23 protein-coding genes and 1 riboswitch are annotated in these 26,881 nt (G+C 74.6%); of the genes, 14 read left to right on the forward strand and 9 right to left on the reverse strand.

From position 1 onward, the window contains the following. Together ABD353_RS33165 and ABD353_RS33170 are read left to right on the forward strand one after the other, a co-directional pair. Positions 1-879, forward strand: an 879-nt coding sequence (locus ABD353_RS33165; protein WP_344627398.1) for an MMPL family transporter, incomplete at its 5' end; no start/stop codon positions are given. A 193-nt stretch (positions 880-1,072) separates the two neighbouring features. Then, positions 1,073-2,584 (forward strand): glutamate synthase subunit beta, encoded by a 1,512-nt coding sequence (locus ABD353_RS33170; protein ID WP_344627399.1) that lies wholly within the window; start codon positions 1,073-1,075, stop codon positions 2,582-2,584. Between the two features lie 99 nt (positions 2,585-2,683). Here ABD353_RS33170 and ABD353_RS33175 read toward each other — a convergent pair whose 3' ends face one another. Then, the gene (locus tag ABD353_RS33175; RefSeq protein ID WP_344627400.1) at positions 2,684-3,595 is read right to left on the reverse strand and encodes a LysR family transcriptional regulator; all 912 of its coding nucleotides are present in this window, start codon (positions 3,593-3,595) and stop codon (positions 2,684-2,686) included. A gap of 96 nt (positions 3,596-3,691) precedes the next feature. Between ABD353_RS33175 and ABD353_RS33180 the strand changes: the two genes are divergently transcribed. From ABD353_RS33180 to ABD353_RS33190, 3 genes are all read left to right on the forward strand, one after another. Next, the gene (locus tag ABD353_RS33180) at positions 3,692-5,131 is read left to right on the forward strand and encodes an MFS transporter (RefSeq protein WP_344627401.1); all 1,440 of its coding nucleotides are present in this window, start codon (positions 3,692-3,694) and stop codon (positions 5,129-5,131) included. A 79-nt stretch (positions 5,132-5,210) separates the two neighbouring features. Then, positions 5,211-5,912, forward strand: a complete 702-nt coding sequence (locus ABD353_RS33185; RefSeq protein ID WP_344627402.1) for a hypothetical protein — start codon at positions 5,211-5,213, stop codon at positions 5,910-5,912. A 491-nt stretch (positions 5,913-6,403) separates the two neighbouring features. Continuing rightward, positions 6,404-6,555: riboswitch (cyclic di-AMP (ydaO/yuaA leader) on the forward strand. A 1-nt stretch (position 6,556) separates the two neighbouring features. After that, positions 6,557-7,717 (forward strand): transglycosylase family protein, encoded by a 1,161-nt coding sequence (locus ABD353_RS33190; RefSeq protein WP_344627403.1) that lies wholly within the window; start codon positions 6,557-6,559, stop codon positions 7,715-7,717. Positions 7,718-7,841: 124 nt separating this feature from the next. Here ABD353_RS33190 and ABD353_RS33195 read toward each other — a convergent pair whose 3' ends face one another. Then, a complete protein-coding gene (locus ABD353_RS33195) occupies positions 7,842-8,804 on the reverse strand; it encodes a pectate lyase family protein (RefSeq protein ID WP_425555305.1) in 963 nt (320 codons plus the stop codon). 513 nt (positions 8,805-9,317) lie between these two features. Between ABD353_RS33195 and ABD353_RS33200 the strand changes: the two genes are divergently transcribed. From ABD353_RS33200 to ABD353_RS33210, 3 genes are all read left to right on the forward strand, one after another. Further along, positions 9,318-10,532, forward strand: coding sequence for a glycoside hydrolase family 6 protein (locus ABD353_RS33200; RefSeq protein ID WP_344627404.1), 1,215 nt, complete (start codon positions 9,318-9,320; stop codon positions 10,530-10,532). A 404-nt stretch (positions 10,533-10,936) separates the two neighbouring features. Further along, positions 10,937-12,310: a glycoside hydrolase family 10 protein gene (locus tag ABD353_RS33205; RefSeq protein WP_344627405.1), complete on the forward strand. Its 1,374-nt coding sequence runs from the start codon at positions 10,937-10,939 to the stop codon at positions 12,308-12,310. A gap of 139 nt (positions 12,311-12,449) precedes the next feature. Then, positions 12,450-12,926: a hypothetical protein gene (locus ABD353_RS33210; protein ID WP_344627406.1), complete on the forward strand. Its 477-nt coding sequence runs from the start codon at positions 12,450-12,452 to the stop codon at positions 12,924-12,926. 27 nt (positions 12,927-12,953) lie between these two features. On the opposite strand, the gene ABD353_RS33215 is transcribed toward ABD353_RS33210, so the two are convergent. Continuing rightward, positions 12,954-13,394, reverse strand: coding sequence for a GNAT family N-acetyltransferase (locus ABD353_RS33215; protein WP_344627407.1), 441 nt, complete (start codon positions 13,392-13,394; stop codon positions 12,954-12,956). A gap of 133 nt (positions 13,395-13,527) precedes the next feature. Continuing rightward, a complete protein-coding gene (locus tag ABD353_RS33220; RefSeq protein ID WP_344627408.1) occupies positions 13,528-14,442 on the reverse strand; it encodes a hypothetical protein in 915 nt (304 codons plus the stop codon). Between the two features lie 240 nt (positions 14,443-14,682). Here ABD353_RS33220 and ABD353_RS33225 point away from each other — a divergent pair, with 240 nt between their 5' ends. Next, positions 14,683-15,681, forward strand: a complete 999-nt coding sequence (locus tag ABD353_RS33225) for a hypothetical protein (protein WP_344627409.1) — start codon at positions 14,683-14,685, stop codon at positions 15,679-15,681. 348 nt (positions 15,682-16,029) lie between these two features. Here the strand turns inward: ABD353_RS33225 and ABD353_RS33230 are convergent, their stop codons facing one another. Next, complete coding sequence (locus ABD353_RS33230) at positions 16,030-17,865, reverse strand: cellulase family glycosylhydrolase (protein ID WP_344627410.1); 1,836 nt, start codon at positions 17,863-17,865, stop codon at positions 16,030-16,032. A gap of 509 nt (positions 17,866-18,374) precedes the next feature. Between ABD353_RS33230 and ABD353_RS33235 the strand changes: the two genes are divergently transcribed. From ABD353_RS33235 to ABD353_RS33250, 4 genes are all read left to right on the forward strand, one after another. Next, positions 18,375-19,049 (forward strand): thiaminase II/PqqC family protein, encoded by a 675-nt coding sequence (locus ABD353_RS33235; RefSeq protein ID WP_344627411.1) that lies wholly within the window; start codon positions 18,375-18,377, stop codon positions 19,047-19,049. 45 nt (positions 19,050-19,094) lie between these two features. Further along, the gene (locus ABD353_RS33240; protein ID WP_344627412.1) at positions 19,095-19,775 is read left to right on the forward strand and encodes a DUF6629 family protein; all 681 of its coding nucleotides are present in this window, start codon (positions 19,095-19,097) and stop codon (positions 19,773-19,775) included. Between the two features lie 17 nt (positions 19,776-19,792). Continuing rightward, positions 19,793-20,722, forward strand: a complete 930-nt coding sequence (gene hemC, locus ABD353_RS33245) for a hydroxymethylbilane synthase (RefSeq protein WP_344627413.1) — start codon at positions 19,793-19,795, stop codon at positions 20,720-20,722. Between the two features lie 88 nt (positions 20,723-20,810). Continuing rightward, complete coding sequence (locus tag ABD353_RS33250; RefSeq protein ID WP_344627414.1) at positions 20,811-22,025, forward strand: saccharopine dehydrogenase family protein; 1,215 nt, start codon at positions 20,811-20,813, stop codon at positions 22,023-22,025. A 90-nt stretch (positions 22,026-22,115) separates the two neighbouring features. Here ABD353_RS33250 and ABD353_RS33255 read toward each other — a convergent pair whose 3' ends face one another. Both ABD353_RS33255 and ABD353_RS33260 read right to left on the reverse strand, forming a co-directional pair. Next, entirely contained in the window at positions 22,116-23,483 is a 1,368-nt protein-coding gene (locus ABD353_RS33255) for a histidine-type phosphatase (RefSeq protein ID WP_344627415.1), read from the reverse strand. Between the two features lie 232 nt (positions 23,484-23,715). Beyond that, entirely contained in the window at positions 23,716-24,207 is a 492-nt protein-coding gene (locus ABD353_RS33260) for a YfbM family protein (protein ID WP_344627416.1), read from the reverse strand. A gap of 289 nt (positions 24,208-24,496) precedes the next feature. Here ABD353_RS33260 and ABD353_RS33265 point away from each other — a divergent pair, with 289 nt between their 5' ends. Next, on the forward strand, positions 24,497-25,423 hold the full coding sequence (locus ABD353_RS33265; RefSeq protein ID WP_344627417.1) for an ABC transporter substrate-binding protein: 927 nt from the start codon (positions 24,497-24,499) through the stop codon (positions 25,421-25,423). A gap of 40 nt (positions 25,424-25,463) precedes the next feature. Here the strand turns inward: ABD353_RS33265 and ABD353_RS33270 are convergent, their stop codons facing one another. Both ABD353_RS33270 and ABD353_RS33275 read right to left on the reverse strand, forming a co-directional pair. Then, complete coding sequence (locus tag ABD353_RS33270; RefSeq protein WP_344627420.1) at positions 25,464-25,628, reverse strand: SAM-dependent methyltransferase; 165 nt, start codon at positions 25,626-25,628, stop codon at positions 25,464-25,466. A gap of 100 nt (positions 25,629-25,728) precedes the next feature. Then, positions 25,729-26,730 carry a hypothetical protein gene (locus tag ABD353_RS33275; protein ID WP_344627418.1) on the reverse strand — a complete coding sequence of 334 codons (1,002 nt, stop codon included), beginning with the start codon at positions 26,728-26,730 and terminating at the stop codon, positions 25,729-25,731. Positions 26,731-26,881: the final 151 nt, after the last annotated feature.

The raw sequence follows: 26,881 nt of genomic DNA on the forward strand, positions 1-26,881 counted from the left end.
GGGGGCCCGGGCACCCGGGGGGTGATGGTCGTAAGGCCCGACCGGGGGGACGCCGTCGAGGCCGCCGCCCGCGCGGTGCCCGGGGTGAGCGCGGTCGCCGCCTTCACCGGCGGAGCGCCCGGCGGCCCGGCCAAGGCGGTCGACGGCCTCGTCCGGCTGGACGCCACGCTCGCCGACCCGGCGGACGGCGACGCCGCCGTCGCCACCGTGCTGCGGCTGCGCACCGCGGTGCACGCGGTGGACGGCGCCGACGCCCTGGTCGGCGGCTACACCGCCCAGCAGGAGGACACCCGGGCCACGGCCTCCCGGGACCGCACGGTGATCGTGCCGGTGGTGCTGGTCTGCATCCTGCTGATCCTGATCGTGCTGCTGCGCTCGCTGGTGGCACCGCTGCTGCTGGCGGCGACCGTCGCGCTCTCCTACCTGGCGGTGCTCGGCGTCTGTGCGGTCGTCTTCCCGCACGTGTTCGGCTTCCCGGCCACCGACCCGTCCGTCCCGCTGTACGGCTACGTGTTCCTGGTCGCGCTGGGCGTGGACTACAACATCTTCCTGATGACCCGCGCCCGCGAGGAGTCGCTGCGGCACGGCACCCGGGAGGGTGTGCTGCGGGCGCTCACCGCGACCGGCGGGGTGATCACCTCGGCCGGTGTGGTGCTGGCCGCGACCTTCGCCGCGCTCGGGGTGATCCCGCTGGCGTTCCTGGTGCAGATCGCCTTCATCGTCGCCTTCGGCGTCCTGCTGGACACCCTGCTGGTCCGCTCGCTGCTCGTCCCGGCGCTCGTCCACGACCTGGGGCCGCGCGCCTGGTGGCCGGCCCGGATCGACCCGTCGGACAGCCCGGCCGAGCCGGTCGGCGAGCAGGTGCCGGCGGCCCGCTGAGCGGGGCACCGCCCCACTGTCCAAGCCGGGCGGGCGGGCGTACGGTGGCCACACGGCACCGTGCGCACGCCCGCCCGGCTGCGACCGCCGACCCGCGCTCCCCCGGCCCCGCGCCCCCGCTCCTGTGCACCCCTCTTGCCCGGCCCTCCCCGCCCTGACGCCCGGCGGCGAACCGCACCGCTGGAGGCCGACCATGGCCGACCCCAAGGCGTTCCTGAACACGCCCCGGCTGCTCCGCGCCCGCCGGGCGGTGGCGGCCCGGGTACACGACTGGGAGGAGGTCTACCAGCGGCGCGCGCTGCTCCCGATCATCAGCGGCCAGGCGGCCCGGTGCATGGACTGCGGGCTGCCGTTCTGCCACCAGGCCTGCCCGCTCGGCAACCTCGTCCCCGAGTGGAACCGGCTGGTCTCCGCCGACGACTGGCGCGACGCGGTGGAGCGCCTCGGCGCCACCAACAACTTCCCGGAGTTCACCGGCCGGCTCTGCCCCGCCCCCTGCGAGAGCGCCTGCGTGCTGGCCATCAACGCCGACGCGGTGACCATCAAGAACGTCGAACTCGCCATCGCCGACCACGCCTGGGAACACGGGCTGGAGCCGCCGCGGCCGCCGGAGCGCCGCACCGGGCGCACCGTCGCGGTGGTCGGCTCGGGCCCCGCCGGGCTCGCCGCCGCCCAGCAGCTCACCCGGGCCGGCCACACCGTCACCGTCTACGAACGCACCGACCGGCCCGGCGGGTTGCTGCGCTACGGCATCCCGGACTTCCGGCTGGAGAAGCACCGGCTCGACCGCCGGATCGAGCAACTGCGCGCCGAGGGAACGCGGTTCCGCACCGGCGTGTCCGTCGGCCGGGACCTGCCGGCGGACGAGCTGCGGGCCGGCTGCGACGCCGTGGTGATCGCCGTCGGCGCCACCGCCTGGCGCGAACTCCCGGTGCCGGGGCGGGAATCCACCGGGATCCACCAGGCCATGGAGTACCTGCCGCTGGCCAACCGGGTGGTCGCGGGCGACCTCGACCGGTCCCCGGTCGACGCCCACGGGCGGCACGTGGTGGTGATCGGCGGCGGTGACACCGCCGCCGACTGCGTCGGCACCGCGCTCCGCCAGGAGGCCCTGGACGTAAGGCAGTTGGACATCCACCCGCGCCCGCCCGAGGACCGTCCGCAGACGCAGCCCTGGCCCGTCCACGCCAAGGTCCACCGGGCCACCACCTCGCACGAGGAGGCGGCCGAGCTCCGCCCGCCCGACCTGCCCGACCCGGACATCCGGGCCTACGCCTCGGCCACCGTCCGCTTCGACGCCGACGCCCGCGGACAGGTCTCGGCCGTCCGCTTCGCCGACACCGAACCGGGCGGCCGGGCCCCGGCGCCCGGCACCGAGCACGCCCTCCCCGCCGACCTGGTGCTGCTCGCCCTCGGCTTCGCCGGCCCCGAGCACGACACCGGCCTGGCGCAGCAGTTGGGCCTCGGCCTGGACACCCGCGGCAACCTGGCCCGGGACGACCGCTTCGCCGCCGGGCCGGACGGCGTCTTCGTCGCGGGCGACGCCGGCCGCGGCCAGTCCCTGGTCGTCTGGGCCATCGCCGAGGGCCGCGCGGTCGCGGCCGCCGTCCACCGCTACCTCACCGGCCGCGACGAACTCCCCTCCCCCGTCACCCCCGCCGACCACGCCATCACCTCCGAGGACGTCCCCCCGCTCCCGGCCTGACCACCACGCCCGCGGGCTCAACCCACCAGGGGCACCTCCCGGCCGGAGGCTGGCGAACTGCGCGATGCGGATACGGCCCGCGTACAAATCCCGGCCGGCTCAGAGCCCCTCGCCGGCGAGCATCTCGCGGATGCAGCCCCGCAGCCACGCGTGCGCCGGGTCGGCGTCGTGCCGCGGGTGCCAGGCCAGGCCGAACGGCAGGGCCGGAAGGTCGAGCGGGATGTCGACCGTCACCAGTCCGAGCGCCTCGGCGAGGCCGCGGCTGCGCGTGGTGGTGAGGCCGACCAGGTCGGTGCTCCGGAGCACGAAGAGTGCCGCCGGGTAGGTCGCCACGGTGCCCACCACCGTGCGGGAGAGGCCGAGTTCGGCGAGTGCGGTGTCGATCGGTCCGTGCAGGCGGCCGCGGCGGGAGACGCCGAGGTGCCGGCCGGCCGCGAACCGTTCCGGGGTCGGCGGCCCGTCGAGCAGCGGGTGGCCGGGCCGGACGACGGCCAGCATCCGGTCCTCGTAGAGCTGTTCCACCCGCACCTCGGGGGCGGTGGTGTCGATCACGCCGACCTCCAGGTCGGCGGTGCCCTCGCGCAGGGCGGGCGCGTCCACGTGGCTCTCGCCGAGGAACCGCAGGCGGACGCCGGGCGCCTGCGCCGCGGTGCGGGCGAACAGTGCGGCGGCGTGCGCGGCGGCGAAGGCGTCGTGCGCGAGCACGGTGAACGTCCGGTCGAGGGTGCGCAGGTCGACCTGCCCGGCGGCACTGAACAGTCCGCGGGCGCGCTCCACGACCGCCCGGACCTCCGCGTGGAGGGCCAGCGCGTGCGGGGTCGGCACCATCGAGCGGCCGGCCCGGACGAGCACGGGGTCGCCGAGGGCCTTGCGGATCCTGCCCAGGGTGCGGCTCATCGCCGGCTCGGAGAGGTGCAGCCGGGCCGCCGCCCCGGAGACGCTGCACTCCTCCAGCAGGACGTCCAGCGCCACCAGCAGGTTGAGGTCCATTCCGGATTGCACTGGACGCATTCCTCTCTTGCGAAACATGCACTGGAAGCAATCCAAGCATCCGCCTAGCGTGGACGGGAACCCAGACGCCTCTGCTCCGGAAGGAGCCCGTCCGTCATGTCCAAAAGCGCCCCACCGGCCCTCCGCCGGTCCACCCTCTTCGCGATGTGCGCCTGCGTGCTCGTCGCCCAGAGCATGGTCGCCGCGATCAACCTGATGATCCCCCAGCTCGCGGCCTCCGCCCTGCACCCCTCCCCCGGCGCCCTGCTGTGGACGGTCGACGCCTACGTCATCGTCTTCGCCGGGTTGCTGATCCCGGCCGGCGCCTGCGGCGACCGGTGGGGGCGGCGGCGGGCGCTGCTCGTCGGCCTCGCACTGTTCGCCTCCGGCGCCTGCCTGAGCGCCGCGGGCGGCTCGCTCGGCTCGGTGGCCGCGCTGATCGCGGGCCGCGCGGTCTCCGGCGCCGGTGCCGCCCTCGTCATGCCCGCCACCATGGCGGTCCTCGTCCACCTGGCCGGCCCCGAGCGGCGCGTCCAGGCCCTCGCCTCGTGGACCCTCGCGGTCGGGCTCGGCGGGCTGGCCGGCAACGTCGGCGGCGGCCTGACCGCGCAGTTCCTGCCCTGGCAGGCGCTGTTCTGGGCGATGGTGCCGCTGTCCGTCCTGCTCGCGGCGGCGGTGCTGCGCACCGTCCCCGAGCTGCCGCGGCACGCCGCCTCCCCCGACCCGGCCGGGTCGGCCCTGCTCGTCGCCGGCACCGCCGCCGTGCTGTACGGCATCATCGAGGGCCCTTCGCACGGCTGGCTCTCGGTGCCCGTGCTGGTCGGATTCGCGCTCGGCGCCGCCCTGTTGGCGGCCTTCACCCGGTACGGCCTGGTGGCGCGGCGGCCGCTGGTCGACCCGCGGGTGTTCCGTTCGCGGCGGCTGCGGGCCGCGGTGCTGGGCACGGCGGCCTCGTTCTTCGGCCTGTTCGCGCTGTTCTTCGTCAACTCGCAGTTCCTGCAGTACGCCAAGGGCTACTCGCCGGCCCGCACCGGTTTCGCGATCGTGCCGCTGACCGTCGGCATGGCGCTGGTGCCGCGCTTCGCCGGGCGGTTGCAGGCCCGGCACGGGGTGCGGTGGGTGGCCGGCGGCGGGCTGGCGCTGATCGGCGCCGGGCTGCTGGGCGTCTCCACCGCGGGCCCGGGCACCCCGTACCCGGTGTACGCGCTGTGGCTGCTGCTGCTCTCGGCCGGCATGGGGCTGTCCGCCCCGGGCCTGACCCACGCCGTGGTCTCCGAACTCCCGCCCGGGCAGGCCGGGCTGGGTGCCGGGCTGAACACCGCGGCCCGGGAGCTGGGTGCGGCGCTCGGCGTGGCCGTGGTCGGCACGGTGCTCGCCTCCCGTACCGGCGGCGCGGCCCACGGCCCGGCCGAGTTCACCGCGGGCATGGCCACCGGGCTCCGGGTGGTCGCCGTGCCGGTGCTGCTCGCCGCGCTCGCCGTCCTCGCCGGTCTGCGCGGCCGGCCGGCCGCCGAGCGGCCCGCTCCCGCACCGGCGCCCGCCACCGAGGCGGCCTGACGGCCCGTACGGGCCCGCGGCCGGGGCGGTGGGGCGCCCCGCGGGGCGCGGGCTCCGGCCGGTTTGCCACCATGCGGGCATGACCCTCATCGTCTCCGTGGCGGGCGCCGGTTGCGGCTGTGCGCCGCGCCGCGCCTGGTCCGCCTCGCCCGCGCCCGCGTGGGCGGCGGCCGCCGGAACCGCCCTCGCCCGCTGGCCCGATCCCGACTGCGCCGAGTCGCCGTACGAGGGGCGGGGCGTCGCGCAGACCGACCGGATGCCGGTGGCCGGCGAGGAGCGGATGCTCGGGCTGGACGGTCCGCTGCTCGTCGAGGGGCCGTTCTGGTGCCTGTTCGCTCCGGCCGCGACGGCGCTGAACGGGGTGCCCGACGACCCGGACGGGCTGCCGGAGCACGCCCTGGTCCGCTGCACCCCGCTGGCGGTGGCCGACGCCCGCCCGGGCGGGGCCTGGGTGCGCGTCGCGGTCGAGGAGGTGGTGCGGCTGACGGAGGTGCGGGAGCGCTGGGCGCCGTCCTCGGCCGGTTCGGTCGCCGGCCTGTTCCCTCCGGAGGGCGCCTCCGTCGACCGCTGCAGCGTCCGCCGCGGTCCGCTGCGGTACGTGGAGTGGTCCGCCCAGGGCGATCTGGGCCGCCGGGCGGTGCTGTGGGAGGGCGACGGCCGGTCGGTGCTGCTGATGTACGCCGAGTGGTCCTTCGACGAGGACGACGTCGTGTTCGGCCACCGGCCGCTGACCGCGGCGGAGGCCGCCGACGTGCGGGCCTGCTGGCCCGCGGAGGGCTGAGCGGACACCCGCCGCGCGATCCCCGTTCCGACACGAACGGATGGCCGCCGCGGGCGCCCGGCGGACCCGAACCTTCCGTTCCGGTCCGCGCCGGACCCTCGGTTCGTGCCGTGATCGTCCCGGCGGGGCCCGGCGGCGGACCCGCCGGGCCCCGCATGCGTGCATTTTCGGCCGACTTCGCCGCCCCGCCGCACAGAAATGCCACCGGGAATTTCCCAGGGAATTTCCACGGAATTCGTCCGATCCGCGCCGCCGCGGACACGTCAGGGCCGCTGCCGCCCCCCGCGACCTGCGGCGCCGCGCGGGCGGGCAGTGGCGCGCGGGGCGGCGTGCGGCCGAAATGCACGCATGCGGCACCGAAGCACTCGTGATGATTGTGTGATGTTCGGGATGCTGGCTTGTTATCGCAGTGATGATCCCTCTAATGTCCACCTCAGCCCGACAGCACGGGCGCCCGAGGCGCGGCACGCCGAACCCTGCCCACCGCGTCGACCGGGTCACCGACCAGACCCTGGGCAGGGACGGGGGACCCAGTTTCGACGCCGCCCCCACACGGCTAGGGGTGAAGCCGCCTCAGTGCGGCCGGGCCACCTCCCGGTCCGAACCCGACAGCTCACCTCGCAGGCGTGCGGAGAGGGAACTCGATGGGTTTCATCGGCTCGGGCCGTCACCGCCGCCCCACCCAGACCGAGCGCGCCGTCGCGGCCGCAGGTGTGGCAGGTGCGGGTCTGGCGATCCCGCTGCTCACCGCGACGGGCGCCCACGCCGCCCCGGTCACCACCTGGGACGCGGTGGCCCAGTGCGCCAGCGCGGGCAACTGGGGCAAGAGCGTCGGCAACGGCGAGTACGGCGGCCTCCAGCTCGACCTGCGCACCTGGGTCGCCTACGGCGGCGACAAGTTCGCCTCCACGCCCGACCGGGCCACCAAGGAGGAGCAGATCGCCGTCGCAGAGCGCGTCCTGGAAGACCGCGGCGCGAAGGCCTGGGGCAACTGCGGCAAGTCCGCGGGCCTCACCGGCGAGGGCAAGCCGGAGACGGTCGACCAGGACTCCCAGGGCTCGACGGCGCCGGCCGCCACCACCGCGCCGACCGACCGCGGCGCCTCGGCGCCGGTCTTCACCGGCATGCAGGGCCGGGACGCCAGCGGCGTCTACTGGTACCTGGTGGACGGTCAGTGGTACTGGACGACCAGCCAGGAGATCTACGACTACTACACCGGCCCGACGGCCCCGACCGCCCAGAGCCAGTCCACGGCGCCGGGCCAGGCCACCACCGCGCCGACCCTGCCCGCCGCACAGGGCAACGCCACCACGCCTCCGACCATCGACCCGATCACGGGCCTCCCGGTCACCCCCGACCCGACCGGCACCACGACCGCCCCGGTGCCGGGCACCACCACGGCCCCCGGCACGCCCGCCCCGGGCACCGCCGCACCGGACGCCGCGCCCCCGGTCATCGACCCGATCACGGGCCAGCCGGTCACCCCCGGCGCGACCACCGCGCCGGCCACCACCCCCGGCACGCCGGCCCCGAGCACCACCGCGCCGGCCACCACCGGCCCGGGCACCACCGCCGACCCGGCCGCCACCACGGCCACCACGGCCACCACGGCCACCCCGGCTCCGCAGGCCACCACGCCCGCCGCGCAGCCCGACACGTACACGGTGGCGGCCGGCGACACGCTCTCCGACATCTCCGACAAGAACAAGCTCGGCGGCTGGAAGCAGGTCTACGACGGCAACGAGGGCACCATCGGCCAGGACCCGAACCTCATCAAGCCCGGCCAGGTCCTGAAGATCAAGTAACAGCGGCACCGCAGGCGCACCGACGCCGGCGGCCCCGGGACGCTCCCGGGACCGCCGGCGTCCTGCTGTTCCGGCGTCGGATCCGGCCGGCACCGGGTCCGGCCGGTGCCGCACCGGTCCGGCGTCAGATCCGGCCTGTGCCGGCGCCCGCGGTGTCCACGGCCGCCACGGTGTCCGCGCCGGTCGGGTCGTAGGCGTAGGGCGCGGCGGTGAAGCTGCCGGTCCGGGTGATGTCGGTGGTGGTCGAGCCGAGGTCGTTGCGGAACAGGTTGGCGTAGCCGTCGGTCTTGCTGTCCCCGGTGGTGGTGACGGACTCGAAGGAGCCGGCGAAGGCGTTCCGCTCGACCAGCACCTGGGCGCCCATCCGCGAGTGGACGGCGCTGTCGCCGACGTTGCCGAAGTAGTTGCTGTAGACGTGGGCGGTGCCGAAACGGACGCTGGGCAGCCGCGAGTTGACGTTGTCGAACCAGTTGTGGCCGTAGGTGACGTGCAGCTTGCCGGTGTCCTCGGCGGCGTTGCCGTCGGAGTGGCCGACCAGGCTGACCTTGTAGTGGTCGTGGAACTTGTTCCAGGAGACGGTGATGTTGTCCGAGCCGTGCGTGATGTCCACCAGGCCGTCGTAGTAGTCCTTGCCGTGGCTGCGGTCGGAGGACAGGTCGTTGTGGTCCACCCAGACCTTGGTGGAGGCCTGGACGGTGATGGCGTCGGTGCCGACGGCCTTGCTGATGTTCAGGTTCCGGAGCACCACGTTGGTGGCGTTCTTGACCCGCAGTCCGCCGCCGGTGAGGCCGGAGCCCGCGCCGACGCCGATGACGCTGGTGTTGGAGCCGACGTCCACCTGCCCGGCGAGCGCGATGGTGCCGGAGACGTACACGGTCTTGGCGGCGCTGCCGGCCACCGCGGTCCTCAGCGCGGCCAGGGTGGTGACGGTGGTGCGGCTGCCGCCGGCGCCGCCGGTGGTGCCGGCGGCGTAGCCGTACGGGGAGCTCTCGTAGGCGGCGGCCTGCGCCGGCCCGGCGGTGGTGGCGGTGAGGCCGGCGGCCAGCACGGCGCCGACGGCGGCGGCCAGCGCCCGGCGTCCGGGCACGGCACGTCGAACTGTTGCGATTATGACAATCAGTCCCTCGATAGGACGGGTGGGGGGTACCGCCCGGCGGGCGGCGGCAGGCCTGCTCGACACCGCACGGCGGACGGGGGGCGGGGTCGGGCCCGGACGATCCGCACGGGCGGGGGCGACCCCGGAGTCAACCATCGACGTTCACATCAATGAACGATGGTTTCATCCATGGCCAGACCGTAGGCGCGAACCTGACAGTGCGTCAATGCCTGTGACACAGCGGAACATTGATCGCAGCGCGCCTCCTCGACGCCCGCAGGCCCAGGCAGCGGATTCAGCGGAGTGAACGACTCGGCCGCAAACATCCCGAGGGCGCCCGGAGCCCCGCACGCCTGCCGGCCCGGCGCCCAACCACCCGTCCTGCGCGGAGCCTTGACGCGGCGGACGGCTGCGACTAGAACTTCCCTCGCGCTTGGGAGCGCTCCCACGAGTCGCCCGCACCCTCGCCCTGCGCAGCCCGTACGCCAGCCCTAGGAGCCGCACGTGTCCCGCCCACGCCGTCGAATCGCGGCCGCGAGCGCCGCCGTCGCCGCCGCCGCGGTCTGCTGCCTGCCCGCCACCGCGTCCGCCGCCCCCGGCAGCGACCGGGCCGCGGGCCGGGCACCCGGCCCCGGCACCAGCTTCTACGTCGACCTCGACAGCAAGGCCCTGCATCAGGCCGCCGCCGACCTCGGGGCGGGCGACTGGGGCAACGCGCTCGCCATGGCGAAGATGGGCTCGTACCCGGTGGCCCAGTGGTTCAACGGCACCGCGACCCCGCAGGAGACCACCACCGCGATGGCGCAGCTGCAGGCCAGGGCCGCGCGGCAGCACCAGACCCCCGTGGCGGTGGCGTACAACGTGCCCGGCCGGGACTGCTCGCAGTACTCCGCCGGCGGCGCCTCCGACTCCGCCGAGTACGCGGCCTGGGTCGACGGCCTCGCCCGGGGCATCGGCGACCGCCGCACGGTGGTGGTCCTGGAGCCGGACGGCCTCGCCCTGAGCCCCGCCTACTGCGGCGGCACCGCCCAACAGCAGGCCGACCGGCTCGCCGAGATCAACGGCGCCGTCGACCGGCTCGCCGAGCAGCCGCACGCGGCCGTCTACCTGGACGCCGGCCACAGCGCCTGGCAGTCCACCGGCACCATGGCGAAGCTGCTGGTGGACGGCGGCGTCGAGCGCGCCCAGGGCTTCTTCCTCAACGTCTCCAACTACCAGCGCGACGCCGACCTGGTCCGCTACGGCACCCAGGTCGCCAAGTGCAGCTGGTACCTCTCGCACACCCCGGGCGCGGTCGCCGACGACTGCGCCAACCAGTACTGGCCGCAGGCCGACGCGGACGCCTGGTACACCGCCCACGTCCCCGCCGACGCGAAGCTGCCGCACTTCGTGGTCGACAGCAGCCGCAACGGGCAGGGCCCGTGGACGCCCACCGCGACCTACCCGGACCCGCAGACCTGGTGCAACCCGCCGGGCCGCGGCCTCGGCACCCGTCCGACCGCCGACACCGGCACGCCGCTGCTGGACGCCTTCCTCTGGGTCAAGGTGCCGGGCGAGTCCGACGGCAGTTGCACCCGAGGCACCACCGGCGGCACCGATCCCGAGTACGGCGCCGCCGACCCGGCCGCCGGCGCGTGGTGGCCCGCCCAGGCCCACACCCTGGCCGCCAACGCCTCGCCCGCGCTGGCCTTCGGCCTGCCGGCCGGCACGCACCGCTGACCATCCCCCATCGGCGGCCCCGGACCCCACCCACCGGGCCGCCCGCCGGGCGCCGCACGCCCACAGCACCGCTGCGGCGCCCGGCCCTTCTGCATGCCCACACACGAGCGAAAGTTTTCGACAACAGCCGCGCCACTTCTGGCCAAACCCGGCCAGAACCAAGGCCCGCCGCCCCGTCAGGCTTCGCTTACAGCAAGCACCGAAGCCTGCCATCGATCGATAGAAACTTTCGCCAATCACTTCGAAAATCAGTATTGACCCGCATTCGACAAGAGAGACATACTCGTCGGCGATCGACCTCCCGCCGCTGGCCGCGTGGCGGACGCACAGCACCGCAACAGGTCCCACCCAGCCTGTCCGGACGGGCCCCACTGCCGTCCGGCCGACGGAAGAAGAGGTTGTCGATGATCCACCGCTCCCCCGGTGCCCCGGGGCTGCTCCGCCGCGTGCTGCTGGCCGGTACGGCCGGTGTGCTCGCCGCGGCGGGCCTGGCCGGTGCGGCCGGCACCGCCGACGCCGCGAGCACGCTCGGCGCGTCAGCCGCCGCCAAGGGCCGCTACTTCGGCACCGCCGTGGCCGCGGGCCACCTCGGCGAGTCCGCCTACGCGAGCACCCTGGACACCGAGTTCACCGCGGTCACCCCGGAGAACGAGATGAAGTGGGACGCCGTCGAGGCCACCCGCAACTCGTTCAACTTCGCGTCCGCCGACCAGATCGTCGCCCACGCGCAGGGCAAGAACATGAAGGTCCGCGGCCACACGCTGGTCTGGTACTCCCAGCTTCCCGGCTGGGTCGGCGGCCTGTCCGCCGCCGACCTGCGCACCGCGATGAACAACCACATCACCCAGGTGATGACGCACTACAAGGGCAAGATCTACGCCTGGGACGTCGTCAACGAGGCCTTCCAGGACGGCGGCAGCGGCGCCCGGCGCAGCTCGCCCTTCCAGGACAAGCTCGGCAACGGGTACATCGAGGAGGCGTTCCGCACCGCCCGCTCCGTCGACCCCAACGCCAAGCTCTGCTACAACGACTACAACACCGACGGGCAGAACGCGAAGAGCAACGCGGTCTACGCGATGGTGAAGGACTTCAAGCAGCGCGGCGTGCCGATCGACTGCGTGGGCTTCCAGTCGCACTTCAACAGCGCCTCGCCGGTGCCGAGCGACTACCGGGCCAACCTGCAGCGCTTCGCCGACCTCGGCGTGGACGTGCAGATCACCGAACTCGACATCGAGGGCTCCGGCTCGGCGCAGGCCACCAGCTACACCGACGTGGTCAACGCCTGCCTGGCCGTCACCCGGTGCACCGGCATCACGGTGTGGGGCATCACCGACAAGTACTCGTGGCGCAGCAGCGGCACCCCGCTGCTGTTCGACGGCAACTACGGCAAGAAGGCCGCGTACACCGCGGTGCTGACCGCACTCGGCGGTTCGGGCTCGGGCGGCGGGGGCGGCGGAGGCGGCACGGGCTCGGGCTCCTGCACGGCCGCCTACAGCCTCACGCAGAGCTGGAACGGCGGCTTCAACGGGCAGGTGACGGTGACGGCGGGCAGCACCGCGATCACCTCCTGGACGGTCACGGTGACCGTCACCCCGCCGCAGAAGGTGTCGGCCACCTGGAACGGCTCACCGAGCTGGGACAGCAGCGGCAACGTCATGACGGTGAAGCCCAACGGCAACGGCAGCCTGGCCGCCGGCGCGTCGACCAGCTTCGGCTTCACGGTGACGTCCAACGGCAACACCACGGCCCCCAAGGTGGGTGCCTGCACGGCGGGTTGATCCCCCGCCACCGGCACGGCGGACGGGACGGCGGCTTCCCGGCCGCCGTGCCGTTCCGCGCCGTGCCGCACCGGGGTGTACCGGCCCGGCCGTCGGCGGCACCTACCGGGTGTCGGTGCGGCAGGGTACGTTCCGGCGGATGACCGTCCTGAGGATCGTGCTGACCGTGCTGGGCCTGCTGCCGTTCTGCCTGGGCCTCCTCGTCCTGCTCAACCTCCCCGCGTCGTGTGCGCGCATCCGCCGCCTCGCGTCGTTGGAGGAGAACGGGACGGAGGCCGCGGCGCGGGTGGTCGAGCTCCGGTACATCAGCTGGGACGAACGGCGGATGAACGCGACCGTCACGGTCGACTTCCCGGACGGCGAGACCCTCCGGCGCACGCTGTGGGTGCCGCTCCGCCCCGACCTGGCGGTCGGCGGCCCCTGCCCGGTCGTCCGCCATCCGCGGGCCGGCGGGGGCTTCGAACCCGGCACCAAGGCCGATCTCGCCCGCCTCCGCCACCGCGAACGGACCGTCGAGATCCCGGAGACCCGCAGGCTCGGCCTGTCCTTCGTGTTGATCGGCGCGGTGCCGATCGCCGTGGCGATCGTGCTCCCGGCCCTCGTCCGGCTGCTGTGACCCGCCGGCATCCGGCCCTCGTCCGGCTCAGGGCAGGCGCAGCGTGAGGAAGGGCACCGTGTCGCCGGGCAGCAGGTACTCCTCGACCTGAACGAAGCCCTGCGCCAGGGCGAAGGCGACGCCCTCGGTGTTGGACGCCAGGACGATCGTCTCGATCCGCTCGGCGCCCGTCGCGCGGGCCTGTTCGAGGCACCGGCGGTGGATCGCCGTCCCGATGCCCCGGCCGCGGTACTCCGGCAGGACCCGGGCGATCACGGTCGCGGCCGGTTCCTCCGCGGTCGGCGGGCGGACGGTCGAGCATCCCACGGGGTCGTCGCCGAGGCGGGCGACCTCCAGGTGGTAGCGGTCCGCGTTCCGCCGCACCTCGTCGAGCGAGAGCGGTGCGGTCGGGATGATCACGTTGTGGACGTGCCGCCAGGCCTCGATCGAGGCATCGCCGTCCACCGGCCGGATGTGGAGATCACTCATGACGGCAGCCAAGCGGCGGCTCCCGCGCACCGTCAACCGTGTTTCACGGTGGCCGATCCGGCCGACGTACGAGCCGGTCGCGGAGCGGTGGGGGTGCGGGATCGTCCTCCCGCGCCCCCACCGCTCCGGCCCGTCAGCCGGCGCTCTTGGCGAGGCGGACGGCCACGGTCTGGCCGGCCGTCGCGGTGGTGCCGTAGTCGGAGTCGACCGAGGAGGCCTGCGCGGCGACCTCGGCGTCCCCCTTCTGGAACGGGGTGGTGCCCGTCGGGTCGGCCTTCGCCTGCCACGCCACCGGAGCGCCGGGCGCGCAAGCCACGGTGGTGCTGTACGAGCCGCGGATCAGGACCCGGTGGCTCACCTGCGACACCTGCCCGGACACGGTCACCGAGGCCGGCTTGTTGCAGGTGACGGTGCCGTGCACGGTGGCCTTGCCGTTGAGCGTGCTCGCGCTGCCGTCCACAGCGACACCGAGGCCGAGGTTCAGCTCCGCGGGCGGAGCCGCGTTGTGGATGTGCACCTCACCGCGGGCAGCGGCCGTCGAGCCCTCGCAGTGCTGCTCGAAGGTGGCGTCCAGGGTCTGCACGTAGCCGTTCGGGCCGAAGGCCACGTCGGTGATGGTGAAGGAACCGGTCAGCGTGTTGCAGCCGCGGCCGTCGCCGGACAGCTCCAGACCGGGCTCGGCCGGGCCGGAGAAGGGTGCCCGGGTCGCCCCCGTGTACTGGCCGACGCCGAGCGCCTTGCCCTCGGGGGCCTTGAGGTCCAGGTTCCACCAGTTGCCGTGGGCGCCGTTGACCGACAGGCCGATGGCCCGGTGGTCAGTGCTCGCGTAGACGTCCAACCGGTCCTGCGCGTCGGTGGCGAAGTCGTGGGTCTCGCCCCCGGAAATCCAGTCGCCCTGGTCGCCGCCGAAGCTCAGCGATCCGGAGGTGACGGTCTGCGCGTGAGCGGCGCCGCCGACGAGGACGGTCGTACCGGCAGCCGTGGCCAGCGCCAGGGCCACACCGGCGGCCGTCCTGCCGAGAGAGCGCGCGGGCAGCGTGAACTCCATTTGATCCCCCCATGGTTGGGAACACACGACGAGCCCCGGTGCGTCTGCCGCCGAGGCCGAAGGGAGTCTGACAGTACGGGGACGCACCGACAACGGACTTTTCCGCCCCCGGAGCGTCCGATCCCGTCCGGCACCGGAGTCGGCAGGTCAGTGGGTGCGGGTCTGGTCCCGTTGGGCAGGAGGCACGTGTGTGGAGGCGGCGGGGCAGCGGTAGCGTGACTCCCTGTGCTTGCGCGATTGATGAACAGGATCAGCCTGCCCGCCGAGGTGGCGCGCGTTCGGCCGCTGGCCGGGGGTGGCTGGTGGGTGACGTGCCAGGACGACCCGCAGCAAGCAGTCGTCCTCGACGACCACCTCGAGGAAGTCCGCCGGCTTCGTGTGCCTCTCCCGCCGGGCGTCGCGGCCTACGCCGTCTCCCCTGACGCCGGCCTGCTGGCTGCCTCCGGTGAGGACAGCGTCCGGGTGTCCGGCACGACCGTCGACTGGAGCCGGAAGCACGGCTCGTGGAGCGACTTCCCTCCAGGGCTCGGTGCCTGCGCGTTCTCACTCGACGGCACCGAACTGTGGGCCACTGTGCGGCCGGTCGACCAGGACGAGGACTGGGACGAGCCGGACGACGACGAAGACCTCGACGACGAGGAGGAGGACGAGGGAGGCTGGGGCGACGAGTGCTGGGTGCTTGACGCCGCGACGGGAGACGTCCTCGCCCGCACCTCCGTGGACAGCGAGATGTCGTACTCGCGGCTCCTGGCCCACCCCGATGGCCGCCACTTCGGAGCCGTGGTGAGTGAGGGGCAGGACGGGAGCTTCGGATACTGGGTGCGCCGCGACGGGAATCGCCTGATCAAGACTCCCACCGACCTGATGGGCCGCCGCGACCGGTTGCCGGTGGCCGTCGCCCCCAACGGCCACCACTACCTCAACCAGGGCTGGACCACCCTGTCCACCCACTCCTTCCCGAGCGCGGAACTCATCATCGAGCGCCCGGCGGCCGATGTCCTCCTCCGGGGACAGCCTTGGAACTACGTCTTCGACTACTACGACCCGTCCACCGTGCTGGCCACGCTCACCGACAACGGCCGCGCCACGGCCACGGTGGTGCTCCGGGCGCCGTCCCTCGAACCGCTGGGCGAGGTCGAGTACCCCGTGCCGACCCGGCCCCGGGCCGTCGTCTCCGCGGGTGACGGCAGCTGGCTCACCGTCGAAGGCACCGATGTCGTGCGCTGGTCCCTCGGCTAGCAGCTCGACCGCCGGTACCCGGTCGTCCCCAGGGCCACGGCCCCCGCGTGCGTGTCCCGGCGAGGCCCGGATCGTCGGCTCGGCGGACTGCCGGTGAGCCGACGGGCCATGGGGTGACGGGGTCACGTCGTGTCAGGGCCTGTGCCGACGGCGCCGGGCCGCCGAGCGCTCGCTGACCGCACCGCCCGGTGCCCGTGCGGGCATGGGGTGACACCGCCGCCCGGGAGTGCGGGCTCCCGGGCGGCGGTGTCGTGGGGGCCCCCCCCCCCCCCGGGCGCCCGCCGACCAGGGCGGCGGTGTCGTGGCCGGGCGCGGAACGGGGGTCAGGTCACCGGTCCGCGCCGCGGGTCAGGAGGTGGCGGTGCAGGTCGGAACGGCGGTGGCGACGGCCCCGCTGTCGGTGCGGGTGGCCTGGACGCCGAAGGTGGTGGAGCCGGCCGGGGCGATCACCCCGTTGTAGGAGAGGTTGGCGGCGCTGACGGTCTGTCCGCTCTGCTGGACGTCCGCGCTCCAGCTGCTGGTGACCTTGAGGCCGGTGGGCCACTGCCAGACGACCTTCCAGCCCTTGGTGGCGGTGGTGCCGGTGTTGGTGACGGTCACGTTGGCGGTCAGGCCGGCGCCCCAGTCGTTCAGGGTGAGCGCCGCGCTGCAGCCGGCGTTGCCGCCGGAGCCGGCCGTGGTGGCGGTGACGGCGGTCGAGGCGGCGGAGACGTTCCCGGCCGCGTCCTTGGCCCGCACGGTGTAGCTGTAGGCGGTGGCGGCGGTCAGTCCGCCGTCGGTGTAGGCGGTGGTGGTGCTGCTGCCGACCTTGGTGCTGCCGCGGTAGACGTCGTAGCCGGTCACGGCGGTGTTGTCGGTGGCGGCCGTCCAGGAGAGCGAGACGCTGCTCGCCGTGGTGCCGGTGACGGTGAGCCCGGTCGGCACGGTCGGTGCGGTGGTGTCGCCGCCTCCGCCCCCGCCGCCGGTGCCGCCGAAGCCGGGCGCCTTGATGTCGGCGAGGTAGCCGTCCTTGACGGTGTTGACGGTCGTCCAGTCGTCGTTCAGGATGCCGCCGGTGTCACCGGAGTTGGGGTTCCACGACCAGAACGTCCAGCCGAAGCTGTCGGCGCCGTACTGGGCGGTGGGCCGCAGGTACTGCACCAGGGCCTTCAGCCACTGCTGGTCGACGGTGGACTGCAGGGTGGTGCCGAACTCGCCGACCCAGACCGGGGCGATGTTCTGCTTGAAGAGGTAGCCCCAGTTCTTGTCCCAGACCCCGGGCATGTTGGCCGGGAAGGTCGGGTCGGAGAACCACGGCTGCTGGGCGACGCTGGTCGCGTAGTCGTGGGCCGAGTACACCACCCGGTTGGCGACGCTGAGTTGGACGGGGTACTGGCCGGCGCCCTGCAGGTTGCCGCCCCACCAGGTGGAGCTGCCGTTGAAGGTCTGCACGCCCTCGACGAAGATCAGCAGCTTGGAGTTGGCCGAGAGGACGGCCTCGCCGCCGCGCTGGGCGGCCAGCCGCCAGTCGGTCGCGGTGTCGCCGCAGCCCCAGCAGGCCGGGTCGTGCGGCTCGTTGTGCAGGTCGATGCCGACCACGGCGGAGTTGCCGGCGTAGCGGGCGGCGATCGACTTGAGGTTGGCGAGCCAGGTCGACTCCGGGACGGCGGCGGTGTACCAGAGGGCCGACTGGCCGCCGGAGTCCGGGCGGTGCCGGTCGAGGATCACCTTGAGGCCGGCCGTGCCGGCGTAGTTGACCAGCTTGTCCATCACCTGGAGGGAGTTGAGCCCGACCAGGTCGGCGTTCATGCCGCCGGAGGTGTTGATGCTGGCGGGCTGGGTGCCCTTGAAGATGTCGTCGCTGTACGGCAGCCGGATGGTGTTGTAGCCGAGCGACTTCATCTGGTCGATCATGCTCTTGTAGTCGCGGCTCCACAGGCCGTGCGCCACGTAGTTGCCGGTCTCGAAGCCGAACCAGTTGATGCCGGCGATCCGGACGGGCTGGCCGGCCTCGTCCAGGATCTGCCGGCCGCTGGTGTGCCAGTACCCGGCGCCCGCGGAGGCGGTGGCGGCCGGGGCGGCGGGGGTGTCGGCATGCGCGGCCTGCAGGCCGGTCGGGGCGGCGACGACCGCGGTGGCCGCGGCGAGGGCTGCGGCACCGCGGCCGAGCCGGCGGGTGAGGCGCCGGCGCAGCTGAAGGCGCATGGGTCTCGTTCCTCTCTGGAGGCTGTCCGGGCGCCGCCGCCGGGGGAAGTCGGCGGTCGGGCGCCCGGCGGGTGGGGGGCGATCCGTGGTACGAGAGTGCCGATGCCGGCACCCCATCACTGCGGGAGCGCTCCCACAAGAGACAGGGTTGTGCGCCGGAGTCGCCCTCATCAAAGCCAGTGGCGGATCAGCCGTCAATACGACCAACAGACTTCAATACATGAAGGATTAAGCCCCAAACCACCACCCCGACCGGAAAGGGCGGCCTGACCTGTACGACTAATGAAGGATCGCGGGGTGATCGACGGGCGCTACTGGGAGCGCTCCCAGAGTTTGCGGGCTGCGCCGATCGGTACCCGGGTGCCGCCACGCCGGGCCGGGAACCCGCCGATCGGACACGGCCTGCCTACGCTGGCCGGGCGGCCGGCCCGCGGACGTCCGTGTGGGGCGCGGCGGCCCGGGCAGACGGGAGCGCGTCGGGCAGGCCGACGACAGTGGAGGAGCCGAGCATGAGCCGCAAACCGCGCCAGGTGCTGGAGGACGTCCGCCGGGAGCTCGCCCCCGGCGAACGGGAGAACCGCCTCGTCCCCGAGATCGCGGCGGGCACCGCCCCGCTGACCGTCCTGGCGGAGCTCGCCGCCCAGCAGTACCGGATCATCGGGAGCGACCGGCGGAGCCTGCTGGTGCTGGCCGCCCGCTGCGCGGACGACCCCGGCGGCGCGTACTTCGCCGGCCTGGCCGACGGCGAGGGCGAGGCGCTGCGGATGCTCGAAGCCTTCGCCGCCCGCTGCGGACTGTCGCCGCGCGAGGCCGCGGCCCGCAAGCCGCTGCCGGGCTGCCAGGCGTACCCCGCCTACCTGGCCTGGCTCGCGCTGAACGGCGACCCGGCCGGGGTGGTGCTCGCCCTCACCGCCAACTTCGCCGCCTGGGGCGGCTACTGCGCGGCCGTGGCGACGGGCCTGCGCCGCCACTACGGCTTCGACGACACCGACTGCGCCTTCTTCGACTTCTTCGCCCGCCCGGCACCGGCCGCGGAGGACGCGGCGGTGGCGGTGCTGGAGGCGCTGTCCCCGGACGGGGGACGGATCGGCGCGGGCCGCGAGTACGGGCAGTTGCTGCAGGCGTACGAGCTGATGTTCTGGAACACCCTCGCGGACGCCCCGGCCCGTCGGTACGGACGCTGAGGCCCGTCCTCGGCGACCCTCGGCGGCCCTTCGCGAGGAGGCCGGATGTGCTGGAGTGCGGAGGCGGACGCGGCCGCCGGGGCGGTGGTCGCCGGGCTCGGCACGGTCTGCCTGCTTCGGGTGCGCGATCCGCGGCGGGTGCCGCTGGCCGCACTGCCGCTGCTGCTCGGGGTGCACCAGCTGGTGGAGGCGGCGGTCTGGCTCGGCGAGGACGGCCGGATCGGGCCCGGACCGGCCCTGGCCGCCCGCACGGTGTGGGCCCTGATCGCGCTGCCGCTGCTGCCGCTGCTGGTGCCCTTCGGGGTGTGGTGCGCGGCGGGGCCGGGCCACCCGCGGCGGCGGACGCTGGGTGCGCTCGCCGTGCTGGGCGCGGTGGTCGCCGTCCCGCTCGCGGTGGCGGTGCTGCGCCGCCCGGTGTCGGCGGAGGTCCGCCACCACACACTGGCGTACGCGGTCGGCGTGCCCGCGGCTCCGCTGCTGACCGCCGGATACCTGCTGGCCACCGTCGGTGCGCTGCTGCTGAGCGGGGACGCCGCGCTGCGGCGGCTCGGCCTCGCCCTGGGCGCGGGCGCGGTGGTGTGCGCCGTGGTGTGGCGCCTCGCCTTCGCCTCGACCTGGTGCGCGCTGGCCGCCGTCGCGGCCGTCCTGCTGCTGGGCTGGGCGGGCGGAACGGGCCCGCCGGTGCCGGCCGGTGCGGCGGGCCGCGGTCCGGGCGCGGGTAAGTGACGGCCTATCATCTCCCCATGGCCGAACCGCTGCGCATCGTCACCCGTTCGTCACCGATGGCCCTCGCCCAGGTCGAGCGCGTCCGCGCCGAACTCTCCGTGCTGCACCCGGGGATCCGGACGGAGGTCGTGCCGGTCACCACCTCCGGCGACCGCTGGACGGGCGACCTGGCGGCGCTCGGCGGCAAGGGCGCGTTCACCAAGGAGGTCGACGCCGCGCTGCTGGCCGGCGAGGCGGACCTGGCGGTGCACTGCCTGAAGGACGTCCCGGCCGACCGGCCGCTGCCGGCGGGCACGGTGTTCGCCGCGCACCTGGCGCGCGACGACATCCGCGACGCCCTGGTGCACCCGCGCGGGCTGACGCTGGACGAACTCCCGGCCGGCACCCGGATCGGCACCTCCTCGGTGCGCCGGATCGCCCAGCTGGCCGCCTCGCACCCGCACCTGGTGTGCGTGCCGATGCGCGGCAACGCCAACAGCCGGCTGGCGAAGCTGGACGCCGGTGAGGCGGACGCGCTGCTGCTGGCCGTCTCCGGCCTGGAGCGGATCGGCCTCGCCGACCGGATCAGCGAGGTGCTGGACGTAGCGGCGATGTGCCCGCCGATCGGCGCCGGCATCCTCGTCCTGCAGTGCCGCGAGGACGACACCGCCACGGTCGACACCGTGACCGGTCTCAACGACCCGCGGACCTGGCGCGAGGCGGCCGCGGAGCGGATGTTCCTGCACGTGCTGCAGGGCCACTGCAACGCGCCGATCGCCGGCTACGCGCGGGCCGAGGACGACGGGCGGCTCTCCATGCGCGGCCGGGTGTTCTCGCCGGACGGCAAGCGGGTGCTGGACGCCCACGAGTGGGCCGGCGCCCTCAGCCCGGAGGACCTCGGCACCTCGACCGCCCTCGCCCTGAAGCGGCAGGGCGCCCAGGAGCTCATCGACGGCATCGCGCACTGAGTGCGCGGCCGCCGCGTCCCGGTCGTTGACAGTGCCACGACGGACTCCTAGCGTGGCGCAGTCGATTACCCGCGAGTAGGGACTGTTGATGGCCGCGCCGCGCCCGTACGACCTCGTCCTGTTCGGTGCCACCGGGTTCACCGGCGGGCTCACCGCCGAGTACCTGGCCCGGGCCGCGCCCCGGGACTGCCGCTGGGCGCTCGCCGGGCGGGACGAGCGCAGGCTCGCCGCCGTCCGGACGCGGCTGGCGGAGATCGACCCGCGCTGCGCGGACCTCCCGCTGCTGGTCGCGGACGCCGCGGACCGCGCGGCGCTGCGCGAGGTGGCCGCCTCCGCCCGGGTGGTGGTGTCCACGGTCGGCCCGTACCTGCGGTACGGCGAGCCGCTGGTGGCGGCCTGCGCCGAGCACGGCACGGACTACGTGGACCTCACCGGCGAGCCGGAGTTCGTCGACCGGATGTACCTGCGGCACCACGAGCGGGCGGTGACCAGCGGGGCGCGGCTGGTGCACGCCTGCGGCTTCGACTCGGTGCCGCACGACCTCGGTGTGCTGTTCACCGTCGAGGAGCTGCTGCGCCGCGGCGGCCCGGCGGCCCGGCTCTCGGTGGAGGGCTTCGTCCGCGCCGGCGGCACCATCTCCGGCGGCACCTTCGCCTCGGCGATGACGGCCTTCTCCCGGCCGCGGGCGATGGCGCAGGCCGCCCGGGCGCGCCGCGCGGTCGAGCCGCGGCCGAAGGGGCGGCTGGTGCGCACGCCGGTCGGCCGGCCGCACCGGTCGCGGGCCGCGCGGGCCTGGGCGGTGCCGATGCCCGCGATCGACCCGCAGGTGGTGGCCCGCTCGGCCGCCGCGCTGGACGAGTACGGCCCGGACTTCGGCTACGCGCACTACGCGGCGGTGCGGCGGCTGCCGATCGCCCTGGGCGGGGTCGCCGCGGTGGCGGCGGTCGCCGTGGCCGCCCAGCTGCCGGTGCTGCGCCGGGCGCTGGGTCGGCTGCGCAGCCCGGGCGAGGGGCCGAGCGCGGAGCAGCGGGCGCGGTCCTGGTTCGCCGTCCGGTTCGTGGCGCACGCGGAGGGCGGCCGGACGGTCTTCACCGAGGTGTCGGGCGGCGACCCGGGCTACCAGGAGACGGCGAAGATGCTCGCCGAGTCGGCGCTCTGCCTGGCGTACGACGACCTGCCTCCGGTGGCGGGGCAGCTGACCACGGCGGTGGCGATGGGCCGGCCGCTGATCGACCGGCTGGTCGCGGCGGGCATCTCCTTCCGGGTGCTGGACGCGCCGCCGACGGCCGCCCCGGGCCGTTGAGCGACCGCACGGCCCGCCCCGACGGGACGGAGCGGGGCTGGAGCGAGGGCGGGAGCGGGGCGGGGCGGGGCGGGCCGGCGGATCCGTCCGTCAGGCGCGTCCGAAACAGCGCTCCAGCTCGCCGAGCTCGTAGAAGTGACTGCCCGGGGCGACCGGCGTGCAGGACGCCGGGAAGGCGGTCTCCTTCTCGTTGTAGAACATCCGGACGAGGTGGCTCGGTGCGCCCCCGGCCGTGGTGCCCGCGTACAGGTCCCACTGGATGTTGGCGGCCATCGGCGAGACCTCGGCACCCCGCCAGGGGTTGTTCCGGTAGCTGTAGGGTTCGCCGGCCTCGGCGGGCACGGTGCTGCCGGGCAGGCCGAGCAGGACGGCGAGCGGCTCGATCTCCTCGGCGTGGGTGAAGCGCAGCACCGCACCGTTGCGGCTGGTGCCGGCGGCCCGGGCCTCGGCCCGGGCGAACAGGTCGGCGAGCAGGACGCCCGCCATCCGGTGGGTGACGGTGCGGCCGCTGAAGGCGGGGCCCTTCTGGTAGAACTCCTCGGCGTCGTCGAGGTATCCGAACCACTGGGCGTCGCGGTCGGCCAGGAAGGGGTTCAGGTCGACGTCCGGCGCCTCCACGGCGAGGTCCGGCGCGGCGCTGTACAGCGCGTACAGCGAGCGGGCGAAGGCGATCTGCCGGTCGGCGGTCAGCGTGGCGGCGAAGTCGGCGCGGAAGAGGCGGCCGACGGTGTGCCGGGCGGCCCCGGCGGTGCGCGGCATGCCGTCGACGGCCGCGAGCACGGCGGCGAGGTCCTGGTCCTTCGCCAGGTACGCCCGGTAGTCGGCGTTCTGCGGCTGCTTGTGGAAGTAGAGCAGGTCCTTGTCGGTGACGGGTGCGCCGATCACGTCGGCCAGTGCGGGCCGGCCGGCCGTCAGGCCCGCGGTGAAGGCGTCGGCGCTGGCGGTCGCGCGGGCCACTCCGGAGGTCTCCACCACGATCGGCTCGCCGGTGGCGGCGATGGTGTCGAAGAGTCCGGGCAGCCGCTGCTCCAGCCGCAGGGCGGTCTGCCGGTGCTCCTGGACGCCGAGGCCGGACAGGTTGCCGTAGCCGATCCCGGCGGCGGCGGCCAGCAACGACCGGACCTGCGGGGTGAGCCTGCGGCCGAGGTCGGTCAGGCCGCCGCTCTCCCGGGCCTCGGCGAGCAGCGCGAGCACCGCGTCGCCGTCCTCGCCGTCGGTCATGGCCCGGGAGCCGTGCCGGGCGACGTTCTCGGTGAACACCGCGGTGTAGCCCTTCGGCACCGGCTGGTAGTGGCCCGGCCGTCCCTGCGGGAGGTACGGCGCCCTGGTCCCGTAGGAGTCCCGCTCGGCCCGCGGGCCGCCCGACCGGTCGTGCGCGGAGGCGGTGCCCCCGGTCGGCACCCCGGCGGCGGCCGGCGAGGTGGCGGTGGCGGCGGTGAACCAGGCGGTGCGCTTCACAACAGACCCTTCGACCGGGGTACCGGTCCGTCGACCGAGAACCTCCGCCCCCCTCACACCCGGGCCGGAACTCCGCCCCACCGCCCGGCATGACCCGGATGATCACCGGGTGAACGCCGGCCGCCCGTCCTCCCCCCACCGTGACCCGCCTCCCGCCGGCGCGCCAGCGAGCGGTGTGCTGCGGTCCTGCCGGGCCCGGCGGGGCCGGTCGCCGGTCCGGCCACTGCTCCGATCACTGGCTGACGGTGAACACCGCGCCCCGCCCGTCGGCGGCGGCGCGCGCGAAGAAGGCGCGCAGTTCGCCGAACCAGTACCGGGTGTAGCCGAAGTCCTCCTCGTCGCGGGCGCCGTCGTAGTCCTCCGGGTCGAGCGCGAAGAAGCGCTCGCGCAGCCGGGACTCGTCGATCCCGGCGAGGGCCGCGGCGACGTCGGCGACCTCCTGCGGGGTGGTGAGGACGACGACGTGGTCGTCCCCGTCGTACAGCGGCAGGCCGCCGAGGACGGCGTGCGAGAGCGGGTGGTCGCCGCCGTCGTACGACAGCGTGCCGTCGGCGAGGCAGCGGTGGATGGCGTCCCACGCCTTGTCGGTCTCGGCGAGGTGGTCGGTGTCCCAAGCCTCCTCGATCCCGGCGACCTCCGCGAGCACCGCCCGGTCGTCCCCGGCGGCGAGCAGCCGTTCGGCCTGCTCGGCGGTCAGGGCGAAGTGCACTCCTCGGCAGCCCATCGGTCCTCCCCGTTCGGCATCGGCGTCGGTCGGGGACGTTAGCGCGGGCCTCCGACAGCGGCGCGCGGCCTACCGCCGGGTAGGGACCCCGGGGGCCGCGGTGGCGTCCGGGGTGGAAGGATGGGCGGTCCGCCCCCGGTGGCGTACCTCGGTCGACCAGGCCGCCTGCCCATCCTGCGGCGGCCTCCGGTGACGGGACCAGGTCCGCGCCGCGTAACCCTGCGGCCTCGGCGGCGTGAGTGCCATCAGTCTTCCTCCGTTCTTCCCTCCCTCAGGAAGCTCCCTCACCATGCACCACTCACCCCTGCCCCGGCGCGCCCGCGTGCCCGGGCGCACCCTCGCGGCCGCCGGTGCGGCCGGCCTGCTGCTGTCCGGCTGCGCGAGTGCGGTCTCGCCGGCCGCGGACGGCTCGTCCGACCTGCGCGACCGGGTGCCGAAGGCGGTCCGCAAGGCCGGTGTGCTGCGGATCGGCTCGTACCTCAACTACGCCCCGGTGGACTACAAGGAGGCCGACGGCCGGCCGGCCGGCCTCGACCCGGACCTGGCCGCGGCGATCGGCAAGCTGCTCGGGCTGCGGATCGAGTTCGTCGACATGCCCTTCGACCGGCTGATCCCGGCCCTGCAGTCCGAGGACGTCGACCTGGCGATGTCCGCGGTGATCGACACCACCGACCGGCAGAACGGCATCGACGACGGGGGCCGCACCTCCGGGCCGGGCGTCGACTTCGTGGACTACTTCTTCACCAGCACCTCGATCCTGGTGAAGGCCGGCAATCCGGAGCGGATCAACGGCCTGGACAGCCTGTGCGGGCACGCCGTCGCGGTGCAGAAGGGCACCGTGCAGGCGGAGATCGCGATCCGCCAGGCGGGCGCCTGCAGCCGGTACGACAAGAAGCTGGACGTGCACCAGCTGGCCAACGACGAGCTGGCGCTGGCGGAGGTCGCGGACGGGACGGCGGTGGCGGACCTCAACGACTACCCGGTGGCCCAGTTCAACACCTCGGCGGTGCGCGGCGGCCGGTTCCAGCTGACGGGCGACCACATCCAGTCCAGCCCGTACGCGATCACGGTGAACAAGGCGGACCCCGAGCTGCGCACGGCCGTCGCGAAGGCGCTGGACCGGCTGATCCGCAACGGCGAGTACGACCGGATCCTGGAGCGGTGGAACCTGCACACCGGTGCGGTCTCCAGTGCGGTGGTGAACGGCGGCCGCTGAGCACCCGCCGCGGTGCGGGGGCGCCGGAGGCCCTCCCCGGTCAGGGCTTGCGCGCGAAGGCCGCCCGGTACCGGGCGGCCTTCGGGTCCGCGGGCGGCTCGCCGTCCGGCCGCCAGGCCGTCACCGGCACCACGCCGGGCTCCAGGACCTCCCGGTCGCCGAGGAAGGCGGCGACCTCGTCGCGGCTGCGCGGGGCGGCCGTCAGCCGTCCCGGTCGGCGGCCGCGACGTCACCGGCGACGCTCTCACGAACGGATCGCGGCCCGGCCGCCCGCCCGGGCGCCCGTCCGGCGATCCGACGGATCGTCAGCTCCCCTTCCTCCGGCCGGACCAGAGCTTGGCGAGGCCGATCGCCGCGGCCACCGCGATCAGGGCGGCGAGCGCGTGGTCGGTACCGCCGACCGAGCCGGATCCGGAGCCGGCGGCCCGGCCGGAGGACGTCTGCGCGCCGCCCGAGGGGGCGGCGGCCGGGCTGCCGGACGGTGCGGGTGCGGCGTCCTGGGTGAGGCGCAGCCGCCAGACGTCGCTGTCGCTGCCCTCGCTGCCGTAGAGGACGGCGGTGCCGTCCGCGGAGAAGGTCACCGACTCGCCCTGGCGCTGGAAGGGCACGTCCAGCGAGCGGAGCTTCTTCGGGGTGCCGTCCCAGGCGTACAGGTCCGAGCCGAAGTAGCCGCGCAGCACCAGTCGGCGGCCGTCCGGCGAGAAGGCGCCGTCGGTCACCCAGGGCACGTCGGCGATCCGCTTGAAGGTGTTGACGCCGGTCGGCGAGAGCGCCTCCGGGCCCTGGTAGAGGCCGCCGCCGGACTGCTTCTTGCTGGCGATGTAGGCGCGGCCGGTGACCGGGTGCACCATCAGCGCCTCGGCGTCGCGCGGGCCGTCCTCGTAGCGGACCTTGTACCGGACGGCGGTGACCGTCTGGTCGTGGAGTTCGGCGGGCTCGGGGAAGGCGTAGATCCACACCTCGGGCCAGGTGCCGTCGAGGTTGTCGCCGATGTCGCCGACGTACAGCCGGCCGTCGGGGCCGAGCGAGATCGCCTCCACGTCGCGCGGTTTGATGCCGCGCAGGGTGACGGTCGCGACGGTGCGGCCCTCGCCGTCGACGGCGTACACGTACGGGCCGTCGTCGCTGTCGTTGTGCGTCCAGTACACGCCGGGGTGGGCCCGGCTCGCGGCGAGGCCGCTGGACTCGGTGATCCGCTTGTCGTGGACGGTGAAGAGGCGCTCCGGCCGCTCGTCGGCGGCGGCCGGCAGCGCGGCCGGGCCGAGCAGGATCAGCAGTGCCCCGGCGGCGGCCGCACCGCTGCGCATCCGTCGCCTGCCCCTCGTCGCTCGCTCCACCGGGCGATCATCGCACGGCGGCCCGACCGGTCGGCGCGGAACGGTCGGGTACGTCCCGACGCGGGTGGGCGGCCGGCTCGCCGAGGCCACCCCCGCCGAGTCCGCGCCGCTCACCGACCAG

This window comes from Kitasatospora arboriphila (genome assembly GCF_039528095.1).
Lineage (GTDB): Bacteria > Actinomycetota > Actinomycetes > Streptomycetales > Streptomycetaceae > Kitasatospora > Kitasatospora arboriphila.

Excerpts from the sequence above, each read along its gene's own strand:
- ABD353_RS33170 (WP_344627399.1), top strand. The coding sequence starts at position 1,073 with ATGGCCGACCCCAAGGCGTTCCTGAACACGCCCCGGCTGCTCCGCGCC.
- ABD353_RS33175 (WP_344627400.1), bottom strand. The coding sequence starts at position 3,595 with ATGCGTCCAGTGCAATCCGGAATGGACCTCAACCTGCTGGTGGCGCTG.
- ABD353_RS33180 (WP_344627401.1), top strand. The coding sequence starts at position 3,692 with ATGTCCAAAAGCGCCCCACCGGCCCTCCGCCGGTCCACCCTCTTCGCG.
- ABD353_RS33185 (WP_344627402.1), top strand. The coding sequence starts at position 5,211 with ATGACCCTCATCGTCTCCGTGGCGGGCGCCGGTTGCGGCTGTGCGCCG.
- ABD353_RS33190 (WP_344627403.1), top strand. The coding sequence starts at position 6,557 with ATGGGTTTCATCGGCTCGGGCCGTCACCGCCGCCCCACCCAGACCGAG.
- ABD353_RS33205 (WP_344627405.1), top strand. The coding sequence starts at position 10,937 with ATGATCCACCGCTCCCCCGGTGCCCCGGGGCTGCTCCGCCGCGTGCTG.
- ABD353_RS33210 (WP_344627406.1), top strand. The coding sequence starts at position 12,450 with ATGACCGTCCTGAGGATCGTGCTGACCGTGCTGGGCCTGCTGCCGTTC.
- ABD353_RS33215 (WP_344627407.1), bottom strand. The coding sequence starts at position 13,394 with ATGAGTGATCTCCACATCCGGCCGGTGGACGGCGATGCCTCGATCGAG.
- ABD353_RS33220 (WP_344627408.1), bottom strand. The coding sequence starts at position 14,442 with ATGGAGTTCACGCTGCCCGCGCGCTCTCTCGGCAGGACGGCCGCCGGT.
- ABD353_RS33225 (WP_344627409.1), top strand. The coding sequence starts at position 14,683 with ATGAACAGGATCAGCCTGCCCGCCGAGGTGGCGCGCGTTCGGCCGCTG.
- ABD353_RS33230 (WP_344627410.1), bottom strand. The coding sequence starts at position 17,865 with ATGCGCCTTCAGCTGCGCCGGCGCCTCACCCGCCGGCTCGGCCGCGGT.
- ABD353_RS33235 (WP_344627411.1), top strand. The coding sequence starts at position 18,375 with ATGAGCCGCAAACCGCGCCAGGTGCTGGAGGACGTCCGCCGGGAGCTC.
- ABD353_RS33240 (WP_344627412.1), top strand. The coding sequence starts at position 19,095 with ATGTGCTGGAGTGCGGAGGCGGACGCGGCCGCCGGGGCGGTGGTCGCC.
- hemC (WP_344627413.1), top strand. The coding sequence starts at position 19,793 with ATGGCCGAACCGCTGCGCATCGTCACCCGTTCGTCACCGATGGCCCTC.
- ABD353_RS33250 (WP_344627414.1), top strand. The coding sequence starts at position 20,811 with ATGGCCGCGCCGCGCCCGTACGACCTCGTCCTGTTCGGTGCCACCGGG.
- ABD353_RS33260 (WP_344627416.1), bottom strand. The coding sequence starts at position 24,207 with ATGGGCTGCCGAGGAGTGCACTTCGCCCTGACCGCCGAGCAGGCCGAA.
- ABD353_RS33265 (WP_344627417.1), top strand. The coding sequence starts at position 24,497 with ATGCACCACTCACCCCTGCCCCGGCGCGCCCGCGTGCCCGGGCGCACC.
- ABD353_RS33275 (WP_344627418.1), bottom strand. The coding sequence starts at position 26,730 with ATGCGCAGCGGTGCGGCCGCCGCCGGGGCACTGCTGATCCTGCTCGGC.